Below are 22,162 nucleotides of genomic sequence, written 5' to 3' on the forward strand. Positions count from 1 at the left end.
TAGCAGATACACCTGGCTTATAAATTCTAACTTATATAGTCCCCATAAACTTTTTTGGCTTCACTCATATATTTACTACCCGGACTTCCTGTACATATGGTGAACAGAGCTCGGCCATATGCTGCATTTCTTCCCGGCTATAAGGAACTACATTCATGTAGCCGGTATCCAGAGTCGCAGTAGGGTTAAACTGCTGCAGAGTATATAATGAAGCACCTTGAATAGAACGAGCTATATTCTCTATATCTTCGGCACTGTGTAAAACCGGGACTACCGTGGTACGAAATTCTACCTGCACATCTGCTGCCATGAGCAGTTGTGCCGAATTGCGGATGCTGCAAAACTCCTCGGTAGTTAGCTTACCACAGGCCTGCTGGTATTTTTGTTGATTAAAAGGAGCCTTTATGTCCATGGCTACATAATCTAATCGGCCTGATTGGAGTAATTTATCCAGCATAACTGAATTCGTCCCATTAGTGTCCAGTTTTACCAGGTAGCCCAGGTCTTTAAACCGGCGCAAGGCTTCCGGAAGCTCCGGATGAAGGGTTGGTTCTCCTCCGGTGATAACTACCGCATCCAGAAAACCCAGCCGTTCTGCCAGAAATTCCACTACATCAGGCAGTTCTATTTCTTCCCCTGGCATTCGGACCGAACGAATAACCAGATGGCTATTATGGCAGAAGGGACAGCGTATATTGCACCCCCGGGTAAATAGCACCGCCGCTATTTCCCCGGGATAGTCTACCAGACTTTGTTTTATCAGACCCGCAAATTTTATCACTGTAAGGCCCTGTCGTACACTTTCCGGCTGTCAAACTCCGCCTGTTTACCGGCATTCCATTGATCGACTGGACGGAGATAACCGACCACCCGTGAGTAAATCTCACAAGCAGTAGTACGTCCCTCTGCTTCACAGATGGGGCAATAGTTGTGCTTGCCGCTCAAGTAGCCATGGCTGGAGCAAATACTAAAGGTCGGTGTCAGGGTAAAATAAGGTAGTCGGAACTGTTCACAGACCTTGCTGACCAATTTTTTAGCTGATTCAATGGAGTTTACCGATTCCCCCAGGAATACATGGAATACGGTACCACCCGTATACCTGGTCTGTAATCCATCCTGCAGGTTAAGAGCATTAAACAGGTCATCAGTATAGTTTACAGGTAGCTGCGTAGAGTTAGTATAATAAGGCTCTGCTCCCCGGCGGTACTCAGCTTCATTAGCTACCGTAATATGCGGATAATGTTCCTTATCCTTACGCGCAATACTATAGCTTACTCCTTCGGCCGGAGTAGCTTCCAGGTTGTAAATATTGCCGGTTTGCTCCTGGAATTCCACCAGTTTAGCGCGCATAAAATCCATAACCTCTTTGGTAAAGGCCGTCCCCTCTTCACTGCCAATATCCCGGCCTATGAAGTTTAAGCAGGCTTCATTCATGCCGATCAGGCCAATAGTAGAAAAGTGGTTTTTCCAGTACTGTCCAAATCCTTCTTTAATGCTGCGTAGGTAAAACTGTGAATAAGGATACAAGCCTGATTCAGTCAGATTTTCTAATATCTTGCGTTTAATTTCCAGGCTGTTTTTAGCCATTTCCATCATCCGCTCTAGCCGCTCATAAAATTCTTCTTTGGTCTTGGATAGGTAGCCTAGACGGCTCATATTGATAGTTACTACTCCAATTGATCCAGTCAGGGGATTAGCTCCAAATAACCCACCCCCGCGTTTACGCAGTTCACGGTTATCCAGCCGCAGGCGGCAGCACATACTACGAGCATCTTCCGGATTCATATCCGAACCGATAAAGTTGGAGAAATAGGGTATACCATATTTGGCTGTCATTTCCCATATCTTATCGTAATTAGGATTATTCCATTCAAAATCTTCAGTAATATTATAGGTGGGAATGGGGAAAGTAAATACCCGCTCTTCGATGTCCCCTTCCATCATTACCTCGGCAAAAGCCTGGTTAAAGATGTCCATTTCCTTCTGGAATTCACCATAAGTGGTGTCCATATATTTACCACCGATAATGACGGGCTCGTTTTTCATGAAGCCCGGAACTTTAAGATCCATAGTAACATTAGTAAAGGGGGTTTGAAAGCCTACCCGAGTAGGTACATTCATATTAAATACAAATTCCTGTAAACACTGTTTTACCTGACGGTAATCCAGGTTATCATAGCGAATAAAAGGAGCCAGCAGGGTATCAAAATTAGAAAAGGCCTGAGCTCCGGCGGCTTCTCCCTGCAATGTAAAGAAAAAATTAACAATCTGCCCCAGAATAGAGCGGAAATGCTTGGCCGGTCCACTGGCCACCTTACCCCGCACTCCCTTGAAACCTTCCAAGAGTAAATCACGGATGTCCCAACCCACGCAATAAACACCCAGGATACCCAGATCATGAATATGGAAATCCCCCTGGGTATGAGCTTCTTTTATTTCTGGAGGATAGATCTGGTTGAGCCAGTATTGGGATACTATTAAAGAAGATATGTGGAAATTCATCCCCTGCAGGGAATAAGTCATATTAGAGTTTTCTTTAATCCGCCAATCGTTCTTATCCAGGTAATCAGCAATTATTTTATTGTTAAATAACAGTTGACTAGTTTCCCGCAGGTCATCATGCTGCTTACGGTACAGAATGTAAGCCTTAGCAGTTTTATAATGGCCGTTTTTAACCAGTACCCGCTCTACCAGATCCTGTATACCTTCCACAGTAGCAATTTCATCATCACCCACATATTGAGCAATCTCAACTACTTTTTCAGTCAGGTTAACTGCGGTTTCATAATCCTTACCACCTACTGCCTGGGCTGCCTTCCAGATCGCCTTGGTAATTTTCTCTTTTTCAAAGGGTACGATTCTGCCATCCCTTTTTTTGATATTATTTATATCCATATTGCATCCCCCTTATATGTATAAACCACAATATATAGTAGTCGAACAGGTTGCCCACTACTATATTAAGTATACTAATTATATTAGATTATTAGATAGGCAGCAAACTGATAATTATGCAACTAATCAGTTTATTATGGTTTTTTGAAATTTATTCCGGCATATTACGAGCTTTTTTGAGCCCATTCTAGATTTTACACAGAGAATATCATCACAAAAAAGAGCAAAATGGGGCTCTACTCCCATTCTGCTCCGATTAAAGTCCTATGTTGTTTTAATAACTTAAAATTTCGTAAGATAACTGCCTAGGCCGTTCCTTACTCGGCTTTTATCCTGTTTTCCAACCGAGCCTGTACCTGCAAAGGTAGTCCGAACAGGTTAATAAAACCCTCCGCGTCTTTATGACTATAGACCTGATCAGCACTAAAGGTAGCTAGGTCTTCCATGTATAAAGAATAGGGTGACGTAGAGGCTACTGCTACACAACTACCCTTATATAGTTTTACTTTTACATTCCCGGTCACCGTCTTCTGGGTCTCATCAACAAAGGCATCCATAGCCTTTTTTAGCTTAGTAAACCAGTTGCCGTCATAAATGAGCTCCGCATATTTAGTAGCCATTTGTTCTTTAAACTGCAAGGTACGCCGATCCAGAGTTAGGCGTTCCAGCTCCTCATGAGCCGCATAAAGAATCGTACCCCCGGGAGTTTCATAAACACCTCGGGACTTCATACCTACCAGACGATTTTCTACCATACTCACAATACCTACCCCATTAGCCCCGCCCAGGCGGTTTAGTTCGGTAAGAAGCTCGACTGGCCTCATTTCCTCTCCATTAATAGCTACCGGCACTCCTGCTTTAAAGCTTATTTCTACATAGGTGGGTGTATTAGGAGCCTCTTCAGGTGGAACTGTTAATACGTACAGGTCATTTTTCGGTTCATTGGCCGGGTCCTCCAGATCTCCACCCTCATGGGAGATATGCCATAGGTTGCGGTCCCGGCTGTAGATTTTCTCCTTGCTCACTGGTACTTCTATACCATGGCTATTAGCATAGTCAATGGCATCTTCCCGGGAGCGAATATCCCATTGCCGCCAGGGCGCAATTATTTTCAGATCAGGATTTAAGGCTTTGATGCCTAGCTCAAACCTTACCTGATCATTACCTTTACCGGTAGCACCATGACAAATGGCGACGGCTCCTTCTTTTTCAGCTACCTCCACCATTTTTTTAGCGATTAACGGCCGGGCAAAAGAGGTTCCCAGCAGGTATTTTTTTTCATAAACGGCTCCCGCTTTTAAAACCGGGAAAATATAATCCGTAACAAATTCATACTTAAGATCATCTATATAAATCTTGGAGGCCCCGGATTTCATAGCTTTCTCCCGGACGGGGTCCAGTTCTTCTCCCTGTCCTAAATCAGCGCAGTAGGCGATTACATCATAACCATAGTTTTCTTTTAACCAGGGGATTATAATGGAGGTGTCCAGCCCCCCTGAATATGCTAGTACGACTTTTTCCATGATTATTCCTCCCGAAATGTGCATTTATTGCACTATATTACCAGCTATTAATATTAATCCTATTTGCGAAAATACCCCTATTTTATTACGTGCCTCGCCTCGCTTTTTAACCTCTTCACCTCTTTCCCCGACTTCATATTACTTGTTTTAAACGCCTTTTTACCACAGCAGCCTATAGTGTAGACCTAATCTGTATTTCCTAATCTACATCACCAGAGCCATAATGGCTTTATGGGCATGCAGACGATTTTCTGCCTCATCAAAGACTACCGACTGGGGACCGTCCATTACCTCATCAGTAATCTCTTTACCCCGCTTAGCCGGCAGGCAGTGCAGAACGATGGCGTTCCGGTGGGCCAGGGACATTAGCTTACTATTGACCTGGTACTTGAGAAACTGTTTTTCCTTAGTATCTGCCTGGGCTTCTTCCCCCATACTGGCCCATACATCAGTATATACTACGTCCGCTCCTGCGATTGCTTCAGCTGGATCTTCTACTACCCACAATTTAGCTCCGGTCTGTTTAGCATCCTGCCGGGCTTTTTCCAGGATAACCGGGTCTGGTTCAAAACCTTTAGGTGAGGCGATTACTACATCCATGCCCACTTTAGCACCACCAAAGAGCAGGGAATGAGCTACATTATTTCCATCCCCAACAAAGGCTAACTTAATGCCTTTAAGCCCCCCCTGGTGTTCCCGTATAGTTATCATGTCCCCAATTACCTGGGTAGGATGCAGCAAATCAGTAAGTCCATTAATCACCGGTACATCTGACCAGCGAGCCAATTCCAATACTTCCTCATGGGCAAAAGTACGGATCATAATACCATTGACCATCCTGGATAGTACCTGGGCCGTATCTTTTATAGTTTCACCCCGCCCGATTTGAATATCCCGGGGACTTAAAAAAAGTGCATGTCCGCCCAGTTGATACATTCCCACTTCAAAAGCTACCCGGGTACGGGTAGAAGACTTTTGAAATATCATACCTAAAGTCTTCCCCGCCAGGTGAGGATGGGGAATACCACTTTTCAATTCTTTTTTCAGTATAGCCCCTGTTTCCAGCATATAATCGATTTCCTCAATGGTAAAATCATGTATGCTGATAAAGTCTCTTCCCCGCAGGGTATTATTTAATTCCTGCATGTTGTCCACTCCTTCATGTTTTCCTTAGCTATCCCACTCCTGGAGGGCTTCCTGGAATATTTTAACGGCCTGATTAATTTCAATATCATTAATAGTTAACGGGGGAACAAATCGAATTACATTAGGTCCGGCTCCTACCAGCAGCAGCCCTTGTTTAAGACACAAGCCTACTAATTCCTTGACCTCCTGATTAAATTCTATCCCCAGCATTAAACCTTTGCCCCTTACTGCCACTATGCGGGGATCAGAAAGCCTGGTCAGGGCTTCTTTTAGCATTTGGCCTTTTTCCTGTACACCCTGTAAAAATTTTTCCCGGCCAATAATGTCAACCACCCGGCCGGCCACTGCAGTTGCCAATGGGTTACCTCCAAAGGTAGAAGCATGGTCGCCCGGGGCAAAGCCACCAGATACCTCCTCATTAGCCAGCATGGCTCCCAGGGGGAATCCTCCTCCTAGAGCTTTAGCCATGGTTAAAATATGGGGAGTCACTCCATAGTGCTGATAAGCAAAAGCTTTACCGGTCCTCCCCATACCACACTGAACTTCATCAAATAATAATAATAAATCCTTTTGCTCACAAATACGCTTTAAACTTCTTAGAAAAGTAGGATCAGCCGGCTTGATGCCTCCTTCCCCCTGAATAGGCTCCACCATAATAGCACAGGTATTTTCCGTAATGGCCTGTTCTACCGAGGATAAGTTATTATAATCCGCCCATCTAAAACCAGGTACCAAAGGAGTAAAGCCCTGGTGATATTTGGGCTGAGCCGTAGCAGTAAGGGCCCCCATGGTCCGGCCATGAAAAGAGTTACGAAAGACAATGATTTCATTTTTATTAGCTTGATTTTTGCGGAAGAAATACTTGCGGGCCAGCTTTATGGCAGCCTCATTAGCCTCCGCCCCACTATTGCAGAAAAAAACCTTATCTAATCCAGAAAGCTCCACTAATTTTTGAGCCAGTTCCACCTGGGGCTTATTCCAGTACAGGTTAGAAACATGCCATAGAGAATTCGCTTGATCCTGTAGAACTTTATTTAACTCATCCGGACAGTGGCCCAGGGCACAAACCGCAATCCCACCTACAAAATCCAAATACTGCTTGCCGTTAGCATCCCATACATAGGACCCCTGGCCTTTTACCAGAACGATGGGAAAACGGCTATAAGTATTCATTACATACTGCTGCCCTTTATTTATAAGCTCATTATTAGTCATATTAATCCCTCCGTTAACCATCTACCACCATCGTCCCAATACCTTCCCGGGTAAATACCTCTAATAGAATGGAATGAGGAACCCGTCCGTCGATAATGTGGGTTCGCCCCACCCCACCCGTGACTGATTCCACACAGCACTGTATTTTAGGAAACATCCCCCCGGCGATAATGCCCTGGTTTTTGAGTTCTGCCACCTGGCTTACCTGAAGAACCGATATTAGACTATCCGGGTCCTGGGCATCTCTAAGCAGACCTGGTACATCAGTTAACAATACTAATTTATCCGCCTTGATGGCTACCGCGATAGCGGCCGCCACCAGATCAGCATTAATATTATAAGTTTGCCCCTTTTCATCAATCCCAATGGGAGCAATAACCGGTATATACCCATGATCGATTACGGTATCAATAATCTGCGGATCAATCTGCTCTACTTCTCCTACAAAGCCCATTTTTCCTGAAGGATCAACCGGTCGGGCATTAATCAAATTACCATCTTTGCCGCAAATCCCCACCGCTTTACCCCCGCTGGCATTTAATCCGGCGACGATCTCCTTATTCACTTTGCCGCCTAGTACCATTTCCACTACTTCCATGATATTGCGATCAGTTACCCGTAATCCATTTATAAAATTACTTTTTATATCTAAACGCTTAAGCATGTCATTAATTGCTGGACCCCCGCCATGTACTACAATAGGCTTCATACCCACATAGCGCATTAATACAATGTCCTGCATCACTTTTTGTTTTAATTCGCAGTCTATCATAGCCGCCCCACCATATTTTATAACGACTTTTTTCCCATAGAAATCTTTTATGTAAGGCAGAGCTTCCACCAGTATTTCTGCTTTCTCCATCGCTGAGGTTACCACTTTACCTTCCCCCAATTACAAATTTAAGGCTCATCGCCTGATTAATTTAGATCCCCAAACATACCGGTTTCATCAGGTCCGGTAAGCAGCATTAATCTTTACATAATCATAGGACAGGTCACATCCCCAAGCAGTGGCATCACTGCTACCTGCTTTCAGATCCACCTTAATAATTACCGTGTCTTTGCCCAGCTCTTTTAATGCCTTATCCTCATCAAAAGCTAGCCCCATCCCATTTGCCGCCATCTTTTCCTCCCCCAGATAGATATCCACCCGGTTAGCATCAAAATGGGCCCCGGAATAACCTGCCGCTGCCAGTATTCTGCCCCAGTTGGCATCCTGACCAAATACCGCGGTCTTAACCAGGTTAGAACCTACTATTGAGCGGGCTATGGTACGAGCAGTGGCTAAATCCGCCCCATTAAGCACCTGTACTTCAATAAGGCGGGTTGCCCCTTCTCCATCCCGGGCAATCAGTTTTGCCAGGGATAAGCATATATAATCAAGGGCTTCCTGCAGGATCTTATATCCAGGAGATTCCAGCCGGTCAATCAGACTATTCCCCGCCAAACCATTAGCCAGAATGAGAGCCATATCGTTGGTAGAGGTATCCCGGTCCACACTGATCATATTAAAAGAGCGATCTACCGAGGATTTAAGCAGACTGTGTAAACAGGAACTAGTAATGGCTGCATCAGTAGTAATAAAGGCCAGCATGGTAGCCATATTGGGATGAATCATCCCAGAACCCTTAGCTATAGCCCCGATACGGACCACCTTGCCCCCAATTTCCACCTCAACTGCTAGTTCCTTACTGATCAGATCAGTTGTCATAATAGCCAAAGCGGCATGGTGATCACCATCCCGGCTAAGACTGGTAGCCGCCTCAGCTATCCCCTTTTCGATTTTCTCCATACATAACGGTACGCCAATAACCCCAGTTGACGCGACTAGAACCTCTTGAGAACTAATCCCCAGGTGACGGGCGGTTAATTCGGCCATACGTATTGTGTCACTAAAGCCCCGTTCTCCCGTACAGGCATTAGCATTACCGCTATTGGCGACAATAGCCCGGGCGGATCCATTAACTAACTGGGTCCGGTCAAAGTCCACACAGGCAGCCCTCACCTGGTTCGTAGTGAACAGACCAGCCGCGGTACATTCTTCTGGAGAATAAATAAGGGCTACATCTTTTTTATCTTTCTTTTTTATATCGGCATAAACTCCCTGGGCTAAAAATCCCTGGGGAGCAGTAACTGACCCTGGTATGATCTTCATTTCTTTTCCTCCTGCTCATTTTTGGCCGGTTATGGGTGTACTCCGGGGAAATACAGGCTTTTAGTCTCTTCAATCCCCAGTAATAAATTAAGGTTTTGAATCGCCTGTCCAGAAGCTCCCTTGGTCAGGTTATCCAAAGCTGAAACAATGATTACATGACCACTATCATCATCAGCAAAGATCCCTATATCCAGGGAATTACTTCCATAAACCCATTTAGTATGGGGCATAACCCCTTCGGGCAGTACCCTTACAAAAGTTTCCCGGGCATATTTATCCTCTAACACCTCTCTTACCTCAAGGGCTTTCATCCCTGGTCTTAAGTGCGTATACGTAGTAGTTAGTATACCCCGATTCATAGGAATGAGATGGGGTGTAAACATGATATCCACAGGACTTTGGGCAGCCCGGCTCAGTTCCTGGGCAATCTCCGGGCTATGGCGATGGGTTCCTACCCCATAAGCTTTTACCCCTTCATTAACTTCGCAGAACATGCTGCTGGCTCTTAATCCTTTCCCCGCTCCAGAGACCCCGGATTTTGAATCAATAACAATCCCCTGTCCGCTTACTACCCCGGTAGCTAGTAATGGTGCCAGAGGTAAAATAGCACTGGTCGGAAAACAACCCGGGTTAGCTATGATATCTGCCTGGCGAATATCCTGGCGGTAAAGCTCCGGCAGTCCATAGACAGCTTCCTTTAGAAGATCTGGTGCCTGATGCACAGTTTCATAATATCTTTCATATATACAGGCATCCTTGAGCCTAAAATCAGCCCCTAAATCAACACTTTTTACGCCGGCACTTTTTAATTCCATGACCATAGGGACTGACAACCCATGCGGCAAAGCCAGAAAAACCGCTTCGCAATTATTTTTAATCCACTCGACATCGGTTTCCCGGCAGACCAGATCCGTAAATCCACCTAAGTGTGGATAGACATGGTCAATACGCCTGCCAATATTTTCTGTAGAAAAAATGGCGTTCACCTGTACCTGATCATGACCGGCTAGTAGCCTTAACAAATCAGCTGCTGTATATCCGTCTCCGATAATACCAATCTTAAACATTGTTTTAATCCTCCCGTAGTCGAGTAATGGTATTTAGATCCATCAAAATAACTCTCATAATTATACAGCCGTGTGAATAATTTTGCAATACTCCAACCCCTAAGTGCAAAAAAAAACACCGGTCCTGTTCCGGTGAATAGCAATCAGCAGTTTAAAATCGGACTATTTTATTTTCTCCAGCAATTTACTGGCCTTAAAGCTACGGCCATGGGCTGGGTAAATGGTCTTAGCTCCTTTTTCTATTATCAGTTTCCAACTGGAATAAATCTGCTCCGGATGCTCGGCAAAAATAGGATAATTCTGTCCCCGGAAATTCATAGCCAGGTCCCCCACTATCCCTTGTCCATCATCCAGTATAACCGATATTGAACCGGGGGTATGTCCCGGAGTAGGTATAATCTTCCCGGAAACTCCATAAGGGGTAAGATCGAATTCATAGTCTACCAGTAATTCAGCCTCCACGGGCTCAAAACTGAACAAATATTTGCTCCATCTTCCCACAACACTAAATAATTTACCTAACCAGTTAGTCCCCGGTGGAATAATCACCCGCCCTTTCTCAATAAACCTGGCTTCATGAGGATGAATAATTACCAGGCTATCACACATGGCCTTTATTTGAGCCAGGCAGCCTACGTGGTCGTAGTGGGCATGGGTTATAATTATTAGTTCGATCTCATGAGGATCAATTCCCAGATGGTCAAGATGCTTCTTAAAATGCTTAAATTTACAAGGTTCTCCCGCATCAACTAGTAAGTATCCATTTTCCCCTTTAATCAGATAGGAATTAGTCATTCCTAAAGTGATGGTGGTTACCCCCATGCCCATCACCCCTTTTTGCTAAATAATTGCTCGTACTCCCCAGCTTTAAAACCGCTTATACCCCGGGAGCCAACCTCCAATACCGGGCGAGTTAATATACGAGGATTACTATTTATTAACTGAATAATTTCTTTTTCACCCATGGTTTCCAGATTAACTCCCATCTTCTTAAATACCTGGCTTTTGGGATTTACTAACCCCCTTACTTCACGTTCCAATAAACTAGCCAGGTGCTTTATTTCTTGCGGTTGTAAAGGATTTTTTAATAGATCCCGATAGGTAAAATCAATCTGTTGGTCCCTCAGCCACGCCAAGGCTTTCTGGCAGGTTTTTCATGAACTCACACAGTAAAAAATGATATCCGGTTGCGCCAATTGGAACACCTCATCTCTCATTGGTTTTAATACATATAAATGACAACCCTGCCCAACATTCTGAAGAAAATCCCCTTATTAACCCTTGGTAACCTGCACCCAACGACTTATTGTAATCTAATTGCTTATTTTATTTTGGTTTAGCTGGATAAGCTAAACTTTTTTCCTCATTTTACATTTTAAGAATTCGCTACCAACTTTATCTTTTCCTCTTTAGAAACCTGTCCGTAATTTATTTGTTTCATTCTGCCTTTCGCTAATGAACACTACATTATCGATTAGGTGCATATAATTGTTCTGCCACAGCGCAACCCTAAATCAACCAGAAAGATAATCCCCATACCGTATGTATGCTGCGGTTTACAGGAATTAAAATTAAGTAACGCTCTGACCTAACACAATTCCTGCCTGGGCCCTGTCGGTACCCGCCAAATTGGGATCTGCCGCCTACTTCCTGCAGATTCTGTATTAGCTTAAGACCCCCTGGTCTTAAGCAATTATTGCTACCTCTACCGTTCGAAACTTTCACCCTGCAGCGCCTATGCCGGGCGCACCCACAAAAAAAGGAAGGGTATTATACCCTTCCTTTTTAGCTATGTTTATCTTCTTTAATTATTTACCTTCGAATTTGGCTTTCTCTTTATTTAAGAAAGCAGTCATGCCCGCCTTCTGGTCAGCGGTAGAGAAGCATAATCCAAACAGATCAGCCTCAATTGATATAGCAGTATCAATATCAGTCTGCAGGCCATCATTAATGGCTGCCTTGGCAAATTTAACAGCTAGCGGAGCCTTGGAAGCTATCTTGCGGCCCAGTTTTTTAGCTTCGTCCAACAGGGTATCAGCCACATAGACGTGATTAACTAAACCGATGCGGTAAGCCTCATCAGCCCCGATTACATCAGCTGTAAAGATCAGTTCTTTAGCTCTTCCCTCTCCTACCAGACGAGCCAGTCTTTGGGTTCCTCCAAAACCAGGCGTGATTCCCAGGCCTACCTCAGGCTGGCCAAATTTAGCCTTATCCGAAGCCAGGCGGATGTCAGCTGCCATAGCCAGTTCACAGCCTCCACCCAGGGCAAATCCGTTTACAGCAGCAATAACCGGTTTTTCAAGATCCTCGAGACTGCGGAATACCGCATTTCCTAAAATGCCAAACTCACGACCCTCTACACCGTTTAACGGCTGCATGGCCTTGATGTCAGCACCGGCTACAAATGATTTGTTTCCTGCACCGGTAATAATCAGTACCTGGATTTCATCATCAGTAGCAATCTCCTGCACAGCTTGACCCAGTTCCTTCAACACGTCCCCATTAAGTGCGTTCAGTGCTTCCGGGCGATTAATATACAGTATGCCCAGACCTTCCTCTTTCTCTAAAATTAGAAATTGGTACGACATTAAGTTATTTCCTCCCTCCAGGCTATATTTACTCTATTTTCATTATATTTGAACTCTTAGAAATTTTCTATACCTGTAACACAATCTTACAGGTATTCATATTCTAATTACTGGGTATGCTAATGATTGAACAGCTAATTGGGATTTCCCGATTGGCTTTCATATAAAAGGTGGGGAGAGCGCTGCTCTTCCCATTTTTATATACAATTTTTTACTCGGCCTTACTATAATCCTACTACATATTCGGCTTTACTGCCACAATTGCTACATCTATTTCCCTGTAAATGGACAATTTTACTGTTATAGTCATGGCGAGATATTAAAAGCTCACCACAATTTCGGCAATAAGTGTTATTTACCTCACCAAGAATATTTCCTACATAGACAAAATCCAAAAACTGCCGGGCCGTATCATGGGCCAGGCTGAGGGTATCTAACGGTGTAGGTGGCTTTTCAAAATGATAAGCAGGATAATAGCGGGATAAATGTAGTGGTATGCTCCTATCTAAAGAAGCCAGCCATTTAGCCAGTTTTTCTATCTCTTCTACAGCATCATTTTCCCCCGGGATTATTAGGGTAGTAATCTCCAGATGTGTTTTGCCGACACATTGCTCAACTCGTTTTCTGACCTCATCTAGACGGGCTTTACAATGGCGCCGGTAAAAATCTGAACTAAATGATTTAACATCAATATTCATGGCCCCAATCCAGGGAAGCAGTTCATCTAAAGGTGACTCTTCTATATATCCGTTGGTAACCAATACCACCTGCATACCTTCCCCCACCAGCAGCTCCGCTGTGTCCCGCACATATTCATACCAGATCGAAGGTTCATTATAGGTAAATGCCACTCCTAGGGCTCCTTCGGGTTTACATTTTCGGGCTAGTTCCACCATATTCTCCGGTTCAAGCCTGTGGGTATCCGGTATCCCATGGGCAATAGTATGGTTCTGGCAAAAAGAGCAGGATAAATTACACCCCATAGTACCTGCTGATAAAATTAAAGCCCCAGGATAGAAATGATAAAGCGGCTTTTTTTCAATCGGGTCCAGGGCCAGAGAAGTAAGCTCACCATAATTTATGGTGTAAAGCTCTCCATCACGATTAATCCGTACCCGGCAAATACCATGAGCACCTTCTTTAATATGACAATGGTGTGGACATAGCTGGCAATGTACCATGTCATTATCTTTTTTCGTATAGTACCTGGCTTTCCTCAGTCGCATAAAAAAACTCCATTTTTAAATTAAAAAAATTAAGAAAAGACAAAAGTTAAAACATACGGGACCTATCGTTAATAAGACCGGGCTTACTGAAGATAAATAGCCTCACACTGGTGCCAATTTATCCACCAGGATAGCAACTTTTCAGCTACCAGACCCGGTTTAAAAATCCTATGGCCCCAAGCCGGCGGCAATTATACTACGGAACTTTCCATCACATCGTATATATGCATCACTAGAAAGCTAATAATACCTGCTCACCTGAAAACGCTCTATTTTATAGGCTTCATTCGGTTTAATACCTGCCTTTTGCAGAGCTATTTGCAGCTGTTTATCTACCGTATCTACCCCTTCCAGATCAGGCAATAATAAGCCTCTTCTCCCACCAGCGCTGACAATTACCCCGTAACGCTTAGGGTCAAGATCTTCCCGGGTACATGATTGCGGCCGGCTCAGAATATCCACCGAATAAACTAGTTCATCCAGCTCATGTTCCTCCACCGGCATAAAGCGCGGGTCTGCAGTACCAGCACTTATAGCATTAGCCTGAATTTCTCCGGCCAGGTTCTGGTGAACCGGTTCGATAGTCCCAATACATCCTCGTAACTGCCCATCCCTTTTTAAAGATACAAAGGCTCCCGCCCGTTGCTCTAATAATTTCTGCATGACCGGAGGTAAATCCGCCGGTTTCCCTTTACTAATATAGTTTTCCAGGGTTAGGCGGGCCCATTTTACAGGTATGCTTTCTCGCTCCCTACAGGAGTTAATTTCCTGCGCTTTCTCCTGGCTAAGCTTATCCAATAAAGAAGGAGCAGTCTGGTGGGGAATAAAACCAGCCGTCAGATATCCCACCCCAAAGGGTCCTTCATAACTGAATACCTGGCTATCTACCTTAAAGCCATCCAAAGCACCTAGCATAATAACAATAGAACGGTACCCACATTCCCCAGCATTTTCCCTTAGGGGGGTAGGAATTTTCATAATCCCCTCAAAATCACCGGTTTTTAATAAATTGTAAATAGTTTGATCAAAAACCGGACCATCAGGATGATAGTTATAAGGTCCTTCACTTTTCAGACGATGAGAAAGATCCCCGGAAGCTACCACAGCCAGGCGACGCTTTAACTGTGAGGCTGTCTGCTGCAGGATTAATCCAAATCGATACAATTCCAAGAGAGATATAAAGCCAATACTAATGGGCACCACTCGTACATTTTGTAAACCGGCTTCCCTCAGATAATACAAAGGAACCAGGATTCCATGATCCAGATGAGGATTAAGGCGATGATTAAGGGCTGTATCCTCATCTATAGCTACAAAATTAATTCCCTGATCCACGGCTTGCAGTGATACTTCCCGCAGGAACTCCACATCATTTGGTAAGCCTGTCCAGCGTTGTTGGCTGCCAAAGCTGGCCAAATCCCCGGCCAGATAGGGCGCACTTAAACTCGATAGGACATCAGCAAATACATTACCATGGGGAGTTAAAAAAACTACTGTATCGGGACAGCTTTCCACTAACTGCCTAGCCACTTTTTTTAATCCTTCTACAGTGGCCTGTACTCCCTGCAGTTGTTCCTCACCGATGTCAGGTATAATAAGGGGGGGATGAGGAGAAATAGCTGCATAGGTTAACATAATGTCAACCTCCTTTTATTAAACCTCGCCTAAAGTTCTTTACTTTAGGGATTTCTTTTACTATTGTCAATGGCCCGGGATTGGGATTTAACAATCCCCGAAAAAATCGCCTGAGCAACCTTTTTCTGGTATTCAGGATCCATTAGTAGCCGGCCCTCTTCCGGGTTGGAGATAAATCCCACCTCCACGATCACGGCCGGCATTTGCGTTCTTTCAGTTATAAAAAAGTTCCCTGATAAAGCCTTACGTTTAGTATTCCCCAAAATACGGGTTAATTCCTCCTGAATACATTCGGCTACCCGGCGACTTTCCTCACTACTGGCACAATAAAAACACTGAGCGCCCCGCCAGCGCGGGCTGGGATCAGCATTAGTGTGTATGCTCACATACAGATCAGCTTTAGACTGGTTAGCCTTATCTACCCGCCGGCTTAAATCCTGTCGCTTGCGGTCGCGTAATGCTCCAGTGAAATTTTTATCAGCCAGATCCTGATCACTATTACGTAATAGGATAACAGCTGATCCCGCCTGGCTTAGTTGTTTAGTTAGTTCTTTGCTGATGGCCAGGGTAATATCTTTTTCGCAAATATCCCCTCGCTGGGCCCCTGGATCAAATCCCCCATGTCCTGGGTCTATAGTAATGACTTTATTAGCTACCCCATATGACATTACCATCTCGTAGGATCCATTACTCCATACCGCCACCAGGCATAAGCCGATTAGTAGTACCAGGGCTATACTAATCGCTCCTGCTCGCCTGGGTATATAAAAAACCTTGGCAAATTTCATTTTTTACCCCCGTTGTCGAATTGCTACTTATTATATATGCTGCCCAAGTAACAATTATAATTCGAGGAAGGAGGATTTATGAACTTGACCTGGACCGAATGATTTTGCGGTATAAAAAAACCTCCCCAAAATGAAAGGGAGGTTTTTTGTGTTTCTAGCGTTTTGAATATTGTGGAGCCTTTCTGGCCTTGTGTAATCCGTATTTCTTTCTTTCCTTCATACGCGGATCGCGGGTAAGATATCCAGCTCTTCTTAGAGTAGACCTTAAATCAGGGTTAGCCTTGACTAATGCCCGGGCAATTCCTAACCGAACTGCGCCTGCCTGTCCACTGATCCCACCGCCATTTATACGGCAAAAAACGTCAAAGCGTCCAGACATTTCGGTCAGCTCCAGGGGCTGCTGAACAATCAGCCGGCTGGTTTTATTGGGAAAATAATCTTCAAATGCGCGATCGTTTATAATAATTTTGCCATCACCAGGTTCTAGTCTGACCCTGGCTATAGCTTCCTTTCTTCTTCCAGTTCCCCAGTACTGTACCTTCGCCATTTCGATCCTCCTTACCCTCTAAGCTCGCGAACTTCCGGTTTCTGGGCTTGATGGGGATGCTCACTTCCCCGGTAAACCTTAAGCTTCTTGAACATCTTGTCACCCAGACGGTTGTGCGGCAACATACCTTTTACTGCAATTTCGATAGCTTTTTCCGGTTTCTTTTGCAGTAAGCTTTTGTAGTCTATCTCTTTTAATCCACCCGGATATCCGGTATGGTAGCGATATTTTTTTTGTAAAAGCTTATTTCCGGTCAGGCGAATCTGTTCCGCATTAATCACGATAACGAAATCGCCGGTATCGACGTGCGGTGTAAAGGTGGGTTTATGTTTTCCTCTGAGAATGGCAGCAACTTCAGAAGCGAGTCGACCCAGAGTTTGTCCGCTTGCATCTATAACATACCATTGGCGGTCAACTTCCGCCGGCTTTGCCATGTAGGTTTTCACGTTTTTCCCTCCTGTAGAACCATGCTCTAGCTCAGTATATTATCCGTAAAAGTAAACCTGCCAACGGGGCGGGAGGCAGACATACCTCTTGAGATTACCTTATTATATTAGCTAAAATTAAGGCGGCTTGTCAAATATATTCCCTTACTTTTTCTAGTTTTTATGGTTTAAAGTTAATTTTACTTCTAATTCTATCGTCAAAAGGTGTAGGCTCGTTAGTTTGCATACATAGCTATTTCCCATTATACAATGTTTAAAAAGCGTATTTTTCAGGATATATAACCTTGCTCAGGTAGAGTCCCTGGGGGGGAGCTGTAGCCCCGGCCTGGCTTCTATCCTGGCTTTTAATAATGGAGACAATTTTTTCGGGTGGGTATTTTCCCCGCCCTACCGCCAATATTGTACCCATTATAATTCGCACCATATTATAAAGAAATCCATTGGCCTCAATCTTAAGATTCAAAAACGGTTCTTTATCAACTATTTGACATCGGTAGACCATACGCTCATGATTTTTTACAGTCGATCCGCTAGCGCAAAAGGCTTTGAAATTATGACATCCTTCTATAAATAAACAGGCTTTTTGCATTGCTTCTATATCTAATGGCTCCGTATTGCATAAAGCATAATTCCGGTAAAATACACTTCCTTCGGTGCGGCGGTAAATACGATAAATGTACTCTTTTTCAACCGCCATGTATTGAGGATGAAAATCATCTAAACATTTAGCACTTTTGACTACCTTTATATCGGCAGGCAAAAAACTATTTAAAGCCGGTTTCCAGCGCGGCGCCGGAATAGTTGCATTAGTATTAAAGGCTATTACCTGCCCCAAAGCATGAACACCGGCATCGGTACGACCCGCAAATAGGATCGACACCTTTTCACCAGTTAAGCCATAAATACAATGCTCCACTTCTGCCTGCACCGTATGGGCATTATTTTGCACCTGTATCCCATGGTATTGACTACCATCATATTCAATTACCATTGCAATCTTACCCATTAACAATCACCCTACCAAATACGATAATTATGATGACACTGCCCGGTTTAAACTCTCGGGCTAACCCCGATTAGTACTTATCAGTCGGCCCCCCTGTTATTCAAAGGTAGCTCGAATGCTACTTTCCCCAAAATAGAAGTACCAAGCTAATACTGCCGATTCCAGCCATATAAAAATAATCAGCCCCGACCAGGGGACTGTCATGAAGGGAGGTGCGCTTGTTTCCCCCCTGGTATCCACGGCTTTCCATAGCCTCCACTAATAAATCGGCCCGGTGCAGGGAATGCCTGATAAGTGGAATTAGTATGGCCATTAGCGCTGTGAGCCTGGCCTGGAAGCCTCCCCTTTTTAGGCTGGCTCCCCGGGCATGTTGGGCCTGATATATGCGTACCGCTTCACCCATAAGTAAGGGTAGAAACCGCAGGCTAATGGTCATAATCATAATAAGTTCATGGAGGGGAAAACCCAACTTGAGCAGTGGTTTTCCTATTCTCTCTAGCCCATCCATTAGTGCTACCGGAGATGTAGTAGCAGTCAACAGGTTCATAAGCAGTAAGATAAGAATTATTTTCACTCCCAGCAGTGCAGCTGCCTGTAAACCCTGGTATGTAATGTTGATAAGCTTAAAACTCCACCATACTGTACCTGGGGTTAGAAGTGCCAGTAAACTTAAAGTGATTATAATCAAAAAACGAAAGGGCCTAATACCCTGCCAGTAATACCTTACTCCAACCCGGCTGCTTATAAGTAAAACCGTTAATAATAGAATAGTAATCAGCAAAAATCCAGGTTGTTTAACCTTAAATATAACTATTCCTAGTAACAGGGTAACCACAACCTTAGCCCGTGCATCCAGCCGATGTAGGAATGAATCTATGGGAATATACTGACCTAAAAGTAGCTGATCAAACATATTAATTCTCCCCCACCAGCTGACCATCGTCTCTTTTAATATGCATGGCTATCTCCTGACAGGTGGCTTCCAGGCTGGTAAAATGACTTGAAAGTTCCCACCCCTGCTCTTTTAATTCCTGGACCAACTGCAGATGTAAAGGTAGCTCTATATTAAACTGCTCGCTAACCAAATCTATTGTAGATTCTTTACCACAGGTTAACTCTTGTACTATCTGACCTTGATCTAGAAATATCAATCGGTTACAAAGGGGCAACAAATAACGTAATTGGTGGCTGACTATGAGTATACCCGTCCCCCGCCGAATGTTTATTTGTTGCAATGCATGAAGAAGGTGCTGACGTCCGGGATGATCCAGACCAGCCAGTGGTTCATCTAAAAGCAAATAACGGGGGGCCATAGCCATAATGGAAGCCACGGCCACCCGGCGCTTTTCTCCGCTGCTTAAAGTTTCAGGTTTACGATCCGCGTAAGCCTCATAATCCATATCCAAAGCCTGCATAGACTGTCTTACCTGTCCCTCGATATCTTTACTGCTAATAGATACATTACGGGGTCCAAAGGCTATTTCATCAAAAACCCGGCCGGCAAAAATCTGCTGTTCGGGAAATTGCATAACTAATCCTACCTGACCAGCTAGCAGGCCTTTTTTATTAAGCCTATGGAGATCCTGCCCATCCAGGGTTACTTTTCCCCGGGTAGGTTTTAGGAAACCAGATAATATTTTAAGCAGAGTTGATTTACCGGAGCCTTCACGACCCATCATACCGATTATCTCCCCAGGTGGGAGGGAAAATGATAAATCTTTAATAGCCGTGCGGGAAAAATAACTACCCGGCTGGTAAATATGAGTGATATTTTCTACATTAAGTGACATAACCTTTTCACCAGTTGCTCTAACCTTAAAATATCTTTAGGTAAGTCTGCCCCACATAATTGATTTATGGTTAAAATAATTTTACTAATCTCCAACGGTTCAAGCCCTGCCCCTTCCAGTTTATCTACCTGGGTCAGGACCTTTTCAGGGGGGGCATCCTGTTCTATCCTGCCATTATTAAGAACTATTATACGGTCTGCTACCAGAGTTTCCTCCATGTGCTGGGTGATCAGTATGATACCAGTACCCTGCTGCCTGACTTTGAGCAGCACCTTAAGGACTTCCTGGCGGCCCTGGGTATCTAACATAGAGGTAGGCTCATCCAGCACCAGATAGCGGGGATGCATAGCCAGGATTGCCGCAATACATACCCGCTGTTTTTGTCCGCCTGATAAAAGATAAGGAGGATTTTTTGCATAATCCTCCATTGACACCATGTATAAAGAGGCATCCACCCTTTGCCGAATTTCATCCCGGGATAATCCCAGATTTTCCGGCCCGAAAGCCACCTCATCTTCAGTTATATTTGCAACCAACTGGTTGTCAGGGGCCGCCATCACCAGGCCCACTCGCTGCCGGATCTCCCTTTGATGTTTAGCATCCCGGGTATCCATTCCGTCTATGCGAATTACTCCTGAAGTCGGAATAAGCAAGGAGTTAAAGAGCCTGGCCAGTGTTGATTTACCGGAACCGTTTCTACCTGCTATAGCGGTGATTTGTCCCCTGCCGATAGCCAGATTTAGTCCGGGTATCACCGGCTGTGAACTCCCATTATAGGTATAGCTGACATTTTCCAGTTGGATCATGGTACTAATCAACCAGTTCTATAATTACCATGGGAGCGCCGTCACCTTTACGATAACCGGCCTTAATGACCCGTGTATAGCCTCCCTGGCGCTCATTATAACGACCCGCCAGGGCGGTAAACAGTTTATGCACTACATCGTCATTCATGAGGTAGGCATGAGCCTGGCGGCGAGCATGCAGGTCCCCCCGCTTGCCCAGGGTGATCATTTTATCAGCCAGTCTTTTTATATCTTTAGCCCGTGTTTCCGTAGTGGTGATTTTTTCACTATCCAGCAAAGAGGTAACTGAGTTTCTGAGCAAGGCTCTTCGATGATCGCTTCTCAGCCCAAATCTGCGGTAACTCAATGCCAGTCCTCCTTTCTAATCCTCTGGTTTTTTGAACCCCAGGCTCAATTCGCCCAGCTTGCGTTCGATCTCTTCCAGTGATTTTTGTCCGAGATTCCTGATTTTACTCATTTCCTCACGGGTTTTTTCAATTAGATCGCCAACCGTATTGATGTTAGCTCTTTTTAACCCGTTGGAAGCTCGAACTGAAAGTTCCAGTTCTTCAATGGACATCTCCAGAACCTTATCTTTCTTTTCCTCTTCCTTTTCCACTAATATTTCTACTTCAGCATAAGTATCATCTATCTCGGTGAATAGCTTGAGGTATTCGATAAGGATTTGCGCCGACAGGCTAATGGCTTCCTCAGGGCTGATACTCCCGTTAGTCCAAACTTCTAATGTGAGGCTGTCATAGTCAGTCCTTTTTCCAACCCTGGCATTATCCACCGTATAGTTAACTCTAGTAACCGGTGTATAAATTGAGTCTATAGGAATCAGTCCGACAATCTCCTCACTCTTGCTGGGCTGCTGATCAGCACTAACATAACCCCGGCCCCGCTCTACTGTTAGTTCCATTACCAATTTCCCATCTGTATCTAAATTAGCAATATGCAGATCGGGGTTAAGAATCTCTACCTCTGCATCCGGCTCGATGTCACTCGCTTTAACTTCCTTAGGTCCAGTCTGCTCCAGCCGAATGATTTTGCGCTCGTTTGAGTCGTAACGCAATACCATGCGTTTAATATTCAGTATAATCTCCGTGGTATCTTCCACCACATTAGGAATGGTAGAAAACTCATGAAGTACTCCATCAATTTTTATGGAGGTCACCGCTGCACCTGGCAAGGAAGAAAGTAAGACCCGGCGCAAGGAATTGCCTAGCGTTGTCCCATAACCTCTTTCAAGTGGCTCGATGACAAATTTTCCGTAGTTTGCGCTGGCATCTTTTTCTACACATTCGATACGCGGCTTTTCCATCTCAAGCATTCACTTATCCCCTC

22 protein-coding genes are annotated in these 22,162 nt (G+C 44.5%); all 22 read right to left on the reverse strand.

Translation table 11 applies throughout. The annotated features are described in order from the left end of the window. Positions 1–64 precede the first annotated feature (64 nt). The gene (locus ACZ5Q0_RS04395) at positions 65–781 is read right to left on the reverse strand and encodes an anaerobic ribonucleoside-triphosphate reductase activating protein (RefSeq protein WP_446819170.1); all 717 of its coding nucleotides are present in this window, start codon (positions 779–781) and stop codon (positions 65–67) included. After that, positions 778–2,895, reverse strand: coding sequence for a ribonucleoside triphosphate reductase (locus ACZ5Q0_RS04400; RefSeq protein ID WP_446819169.1), 2,118 nt, complete (start codon positions 2,893–2,895; stop codon positions 778–780). Before ACZ5Q0_RS04400 ends, ACZ5Q0_RS04395 begins: the two co-directional genes overlap by 4 nt. A 317-nt stretch (positions 2,896–3,212) precedes the next feature. Further along, positions 3,213–4,418 (reverse strand): argininosuccinate synthase, encoded by a 1,206-nt coding sequence (locus tag ACZ5Q0_RS04405; RefSeq protein ID WP_446819168.1) that lies wholly within the window; start codon positions 4,416–4,418, stop codon positions 3,213–3,215. 204 nt (positions 4,419–4,622) lie between these two features. After that, on the reverse strand, positions 4,623–5,564 hold the full coding sequence (argF, locus tag ACZ5Q0_RS04410; RefSeq protein WP_446819167.1) for an ornithine carbamoyltransferase: 942 nt from the start codon (positions 5,562–5,564) through the stop codon (positions 4,623–4,625). 24 nt (positions 5,565–5,588) lie between these two features. Next, the gene (locus ACZ5Q0_RS04415) at positions 5,589–6,779 is read right to left on the reverse strand and encodes an aspartate aminotransferase family protein (RefSeq protein ID WP_446819166.1); all 1,191 of its coding nucleotides are present in this window, start codon (positions 6,777–6,779) and stop codon (positions 5,589–5,591) included. A 13-nt stretch (positions 6,780–6,792) separates the two neighbouring features. Then, the gene (gene argB / locus ACZ5Q0_RS04420) at positions 6,793–7,641 is read right to left on the reverse strand and encodes an acetylglutamate kinase (RefSeq protein ID WP_446820810.1); all 849 of its coding nucleotides are present in this window, start codon (positions 7,639–7,641) and stop codon (positions 6,793–6,795) included. An 87-nt stretch (positions 7,642–7,728) separates the two neighbouring features. Next, on the reverse strand, positions 7,729–8,934 hold the full coding sequence (gene argJ, locus ACZ5Q0_RS04425) for a bifunctional glutamate N-acetyltransferase/amino-acid acetyltransferase ArgJ (RefSeq protein ID WP_446819165.1): 1,206 nt from the start codon (positions 8,932–8,934) through the stop codon (positions 7,729–7,731). Between the two features lie 29 nt (positions 8,935–8,963). Further along, the gene (gene argC / locus ACZ5Q0_RS04430; protein ID WP_446819164.1) at positions 8,964–10,001 is read right to left on the reverse strand and encodes an N-acetyl-gamma-glutamyl-phosphate reductase; all 1,038 of its coding nucleotides are present in this window, start codon (positions 9,999–10,001) and stop codon (positions 8,964–8,966) included. 162 nt (positions 10,002–10,163) lie between these two features. Continuing rightward, on the reverse strand, positions 10,164–10,823 hold the full coding sequence (locus tag ACZ5Q0_RS04435; protein ID WP_446819163.1) for an MBL fold metallo-hydrolase: 660 nt from the start codon (positions 10,821–10,823) through the stop codon (positions 10,164–10,166). A gap of 5 nt (positions 10,824–10,828) precedes the next feature. Then, positions 10,829–11,137 (reverse strand): arsenate reductase family protein, encoded by a 309-nt coding sequence (locus tag ACZ5Q0_RS04440; RefSeq protein WP_464827259.1) that lies wholly within the window; start codon positions 11,135–11,137, stop codon positions 10,829–10,831. A gap of 672 nt (positions 11,138–11,809) precedes the next feature. Beyond that, positions 11,810–12,592, reverse strand: coding sequence for a short-chain-enoyl-CoA hydratase (locus tag ACZ5Q0_RS04445; protein WP_446819162.1), 783 nt, complete (start codon positions 12,590–12,592; stop codon positions 11,810–11,812). A 224-nt stretch (positions 12,593–12,816) separates the two neighbouring features. Beyond that, entirely contained in the window at positions 12,817–13,818 is a 1,002-nt protein-coding gene (amrS, locus tag ACZ5Q0_RS04450; RefSeq protein WP_446819161.1) for an AmmeMemoRadiSam system radical SAM enzyme, read from the reverse strand. Between the two features lie 240 nt (positions 13,819–14,058). Next, positions 14,059–15,453, reverse strand: a complete 1,395-nt coding sequence (gene amrA / locus ACZ5Q0_RS04455) for an AmmeMemoRadiSam system protein A (protein ID WP_446819160.1) — start codon at positions 15,451–15,453, stop codon at positions 14,059–14,061. A gap of 44 nt (positions 15,454–15,497) precedes the next feature. Then, positions 15,498–16,241, reverse strand: a complete 744-nt coding sequence (locus ACZ5Q0_RS04460) for an N-acetylmuramoyl-L-alanine amidase (protein WP_446819159.1) — start codon at positions 16,239–16,241, stop codon at positions 15,498–15,500. 154 nt (positions 16,242–16,395) lie between these two features. Next, complete coding sequence (rpsI, locus tag ACZ5Q0_RS04465) at positions 16,396–16,788, reverse strand: 30S ribosomal protein S9 (protein ID WP_446819158.1); 393 nt, start codon at positions 16,786–16,788, stop codon at positions 16,396–16,398. An 11-nt stretch (positions 16,789–16,799) separates the two neighbouring features. Then, a complete protein-coding gene (gene rplM, locus ACZ5Q0_RS04470) occupies positions 16,800–17,222 on the reverse strand; it encodes a 50S ribosomal protein L13 (protein WP_464827287.1) in 423 nt (140 codons plus the stop codon). A 265-nt stretch (positions 17,223–17,487) separates the two neighbouring features. Continuing rightward, complete coding sequence (gene truA / locus ACZ5Q0_RS04475) at positions 17,488–18,240, reverse strand: tRNA pseudouridine(38-40) synthase TruA (protein ID WP_446819156.1); 753 nt, start codon at positions 18,238–18,240, stop codon at positions 17,488–17,490. A gap of 118 nt (positions 18,241–18,358) precedes the next feature. Continuing rightward, positions 18,359–19,153: an energy-coupling factor transporter transmembrane component T family protein gene (locus ACZ5Q0_RS04480; RefSeq protein ID WP_446819155.1), complete on the reverse strand. Its 795-nt coding sequence runs from the start codon at positions 19,151–19,153 to the stop codon at positions 18,359–18,361. A 1-nt stretch (position 19,154) separates the two neighbouring features. Further along, positions 19,155–20,030 (reverse strand): ATP-binding cassette domain-containing protein, encoded by an 876-nt coding sequence (locus ACZ5Q0_RS04485; protein WP_446819154.1) that lies wholly within the window; start codon positions 20,028–20,030, stop codon positions 19,155–19,157. Beyond that, complete coding sequence (locus tag ACZ5Q0_RS04490) at positions 20,015–20,836, reverse strand: ATP-binding cassette domain-containing protein (RefSeq protein WP_446819153.1); 822 nt, start codon at positions 20,834–20,836, stop codon at positions 20,015–20,017. The genes ACZ5Q0_RS04485 and ACZ5Q0_RS04490 overlap by 16 nt, the downstream gene beginning before the upstream one ends. 4 nt (positions 20,837–20,840) lie before the next feature. After that, positions 20,841–21,182, reverse strand: coding sequence for a 50S ribosomal protein L17 (gene rplQ, locus ACZ5Q0_RS04495; protein WP_446819152.1), 342 nt, complete (start codon positions 21,180–21,182; stop codon positions 20,841–20,843). Between the two features lie 15 nt (positions 21,183–21,197). Further along, positions 21,198–22,148, reverse strand: a complete 951-nt coding sequence (locus ACZ5Q0_RS04500) for a DNA-directed RNA polymerase subunit alpha (RefSeq protein WP_446819151.1) — start codon at positions 22,146–22,148, stop codon at positions 21,198–21,200. Between the last annotated feature and the right edge of the window lie 14 nt (positions 22,149–22,162).

The sequence above is a fragment of the Syntrophomonas erecta subsp. sporosyntropha genome (assembly GCF_055395365.1).

Excerpts from the sequence above, each read along its gene's own strand:
- amrA (WP_446819160.1), bottom strand. The coding sequence starts at position 15,453 with ATGTTAACCTATGCAGCTATTTCTCCTCATCCCCCCCTTATTATACCT.
- amrS (WP_446819161.1), bottom strand. The coding sequence starts at position 13,818 with ATGCGACTGAGGAAAGCCAGGTACTATACGAAAAAAGATAATGACATG.
- argB (WP_446820810.1), bottom strand. The coding sequence starts at position 7,641 with ATGGAGAAAGCAGAAATACTGGTGGAAGCTCTGCCTTACATAAAAGAT.
- truA (WP_446819156.1), bottom strand. The coding sequence starts at position 18,240 with ATGGGTAAGATTGCAATGGTAATTGAATATGATGGTAGTCAATACCAT.
- ACZ5Q0_RS04485 (WP_446819154.1), bottom strand. The coding sequence starts at position 20,030 with ATGTCACTTAATGTAGAAAATATCACTCATATTTACCAGCCGGGTAGT.
- argJ (WP_446819165.1), bottom strand. The coding sequence starts at position 8,934 with ATGAAGATCATACCAGGGTCAGTTACTGCTCCCCAGGGATTTTTAGCC.
- ACZ5Q0_RS04405 (WP_446819168.1), bottom strand. The coding sequence starts at position 4,418 with ATGGAAAAAGTCGTACTAGCATATTCAGGGGGGCTGGACACCTCCATT.
- ACZ5Q0_RS04500 (WP_446819151.1), bottom strand. The coding sequence starts at position 22,148 with ATGCTTGAGATGGAAAAGCCGCGTATCGAATGTGTAGAAAAAGATGCC.
- ACZ5Q0_RS04445 (WP_446819162.1), bottom strand. The coding sequence starts at position 12,592 with ATGTCGTACCAATTTCTAATTTTAGAGAAAGAGGAAGGTCTGGGCATA.
- ACZ5Q0_RS04400 (WP_446819169.1), bottom strand. The coding sequence starts at position 2,895 with ATGGATATAAATAATATCAAAAAAAGGGATGGCAGAATCGTACCCTTT.
- ACZ5Q0_RS04460 (WP_446819159.1), bottom strand. The coding sequence starts at position 16,241 with ATGAAATTTGCCAAGGTTTTTTATATACCCAGGCGAGCAGGAGCGATT.
- rplM (WP_464827287.1), bottom strand. The coding sequence starts at position 17,222 with ATGGCAAAGCCGGCGGAAGTTGACCGCCAATGGTATGTTATAGATGCA.
- ACZ5Q0_RS04435 (WP_446819163.1), bottom strand. The coding sequence starts at position 10,823 with ATGGGGGTAACCACCATCACTTTAGGAATGACTAATTCCTATCTGATT.
- ACZ5Q0_RS04490 (WP_446819153.1), bottom strand. The coding sequence starts at position 20,836 with ATGATCCAACTGGAAAATGTCAGCTATACCTATAATGGGAGTTCACAG.
- argC (WP_446819164.1), bottom strand. The coding sequence starts at position 10,001 with ATGTTTAAGATTGGTATTATCGGAGACGGATATACAGCAGCTGATTTG.
- ACZ5Q0_RS04480 (WP_446819155.1), bottom strand. The coding sequence starts at position 19,153 with ATGTTTGATCAGCTACTTTTAGGTCAGTATATTCCCATAGATTCATTC.
- argF (WP_446819167.1), bottom strand. The coding sequence starts at position 5,564 with ATGCAGGAATTAAATAATACCCTGCGGGGAAGAGACTTTATCAGCATA.
- ACZ5Q0_RS04415 (WP_446819166.1), bottom strand. The coding sequence starts at position 6,779 with ATGACTAATAATGAGCTTATAAATAAAGGGCAGCAGTATGTAATGAAT.
- rpsI (WP_446819158.1), bottom strand. The coding sequence starts at position 16,788 with ATGGCGAAGGTACAGTACTGGGGAACTGGAAGAAGAAAGGAAGCTATA.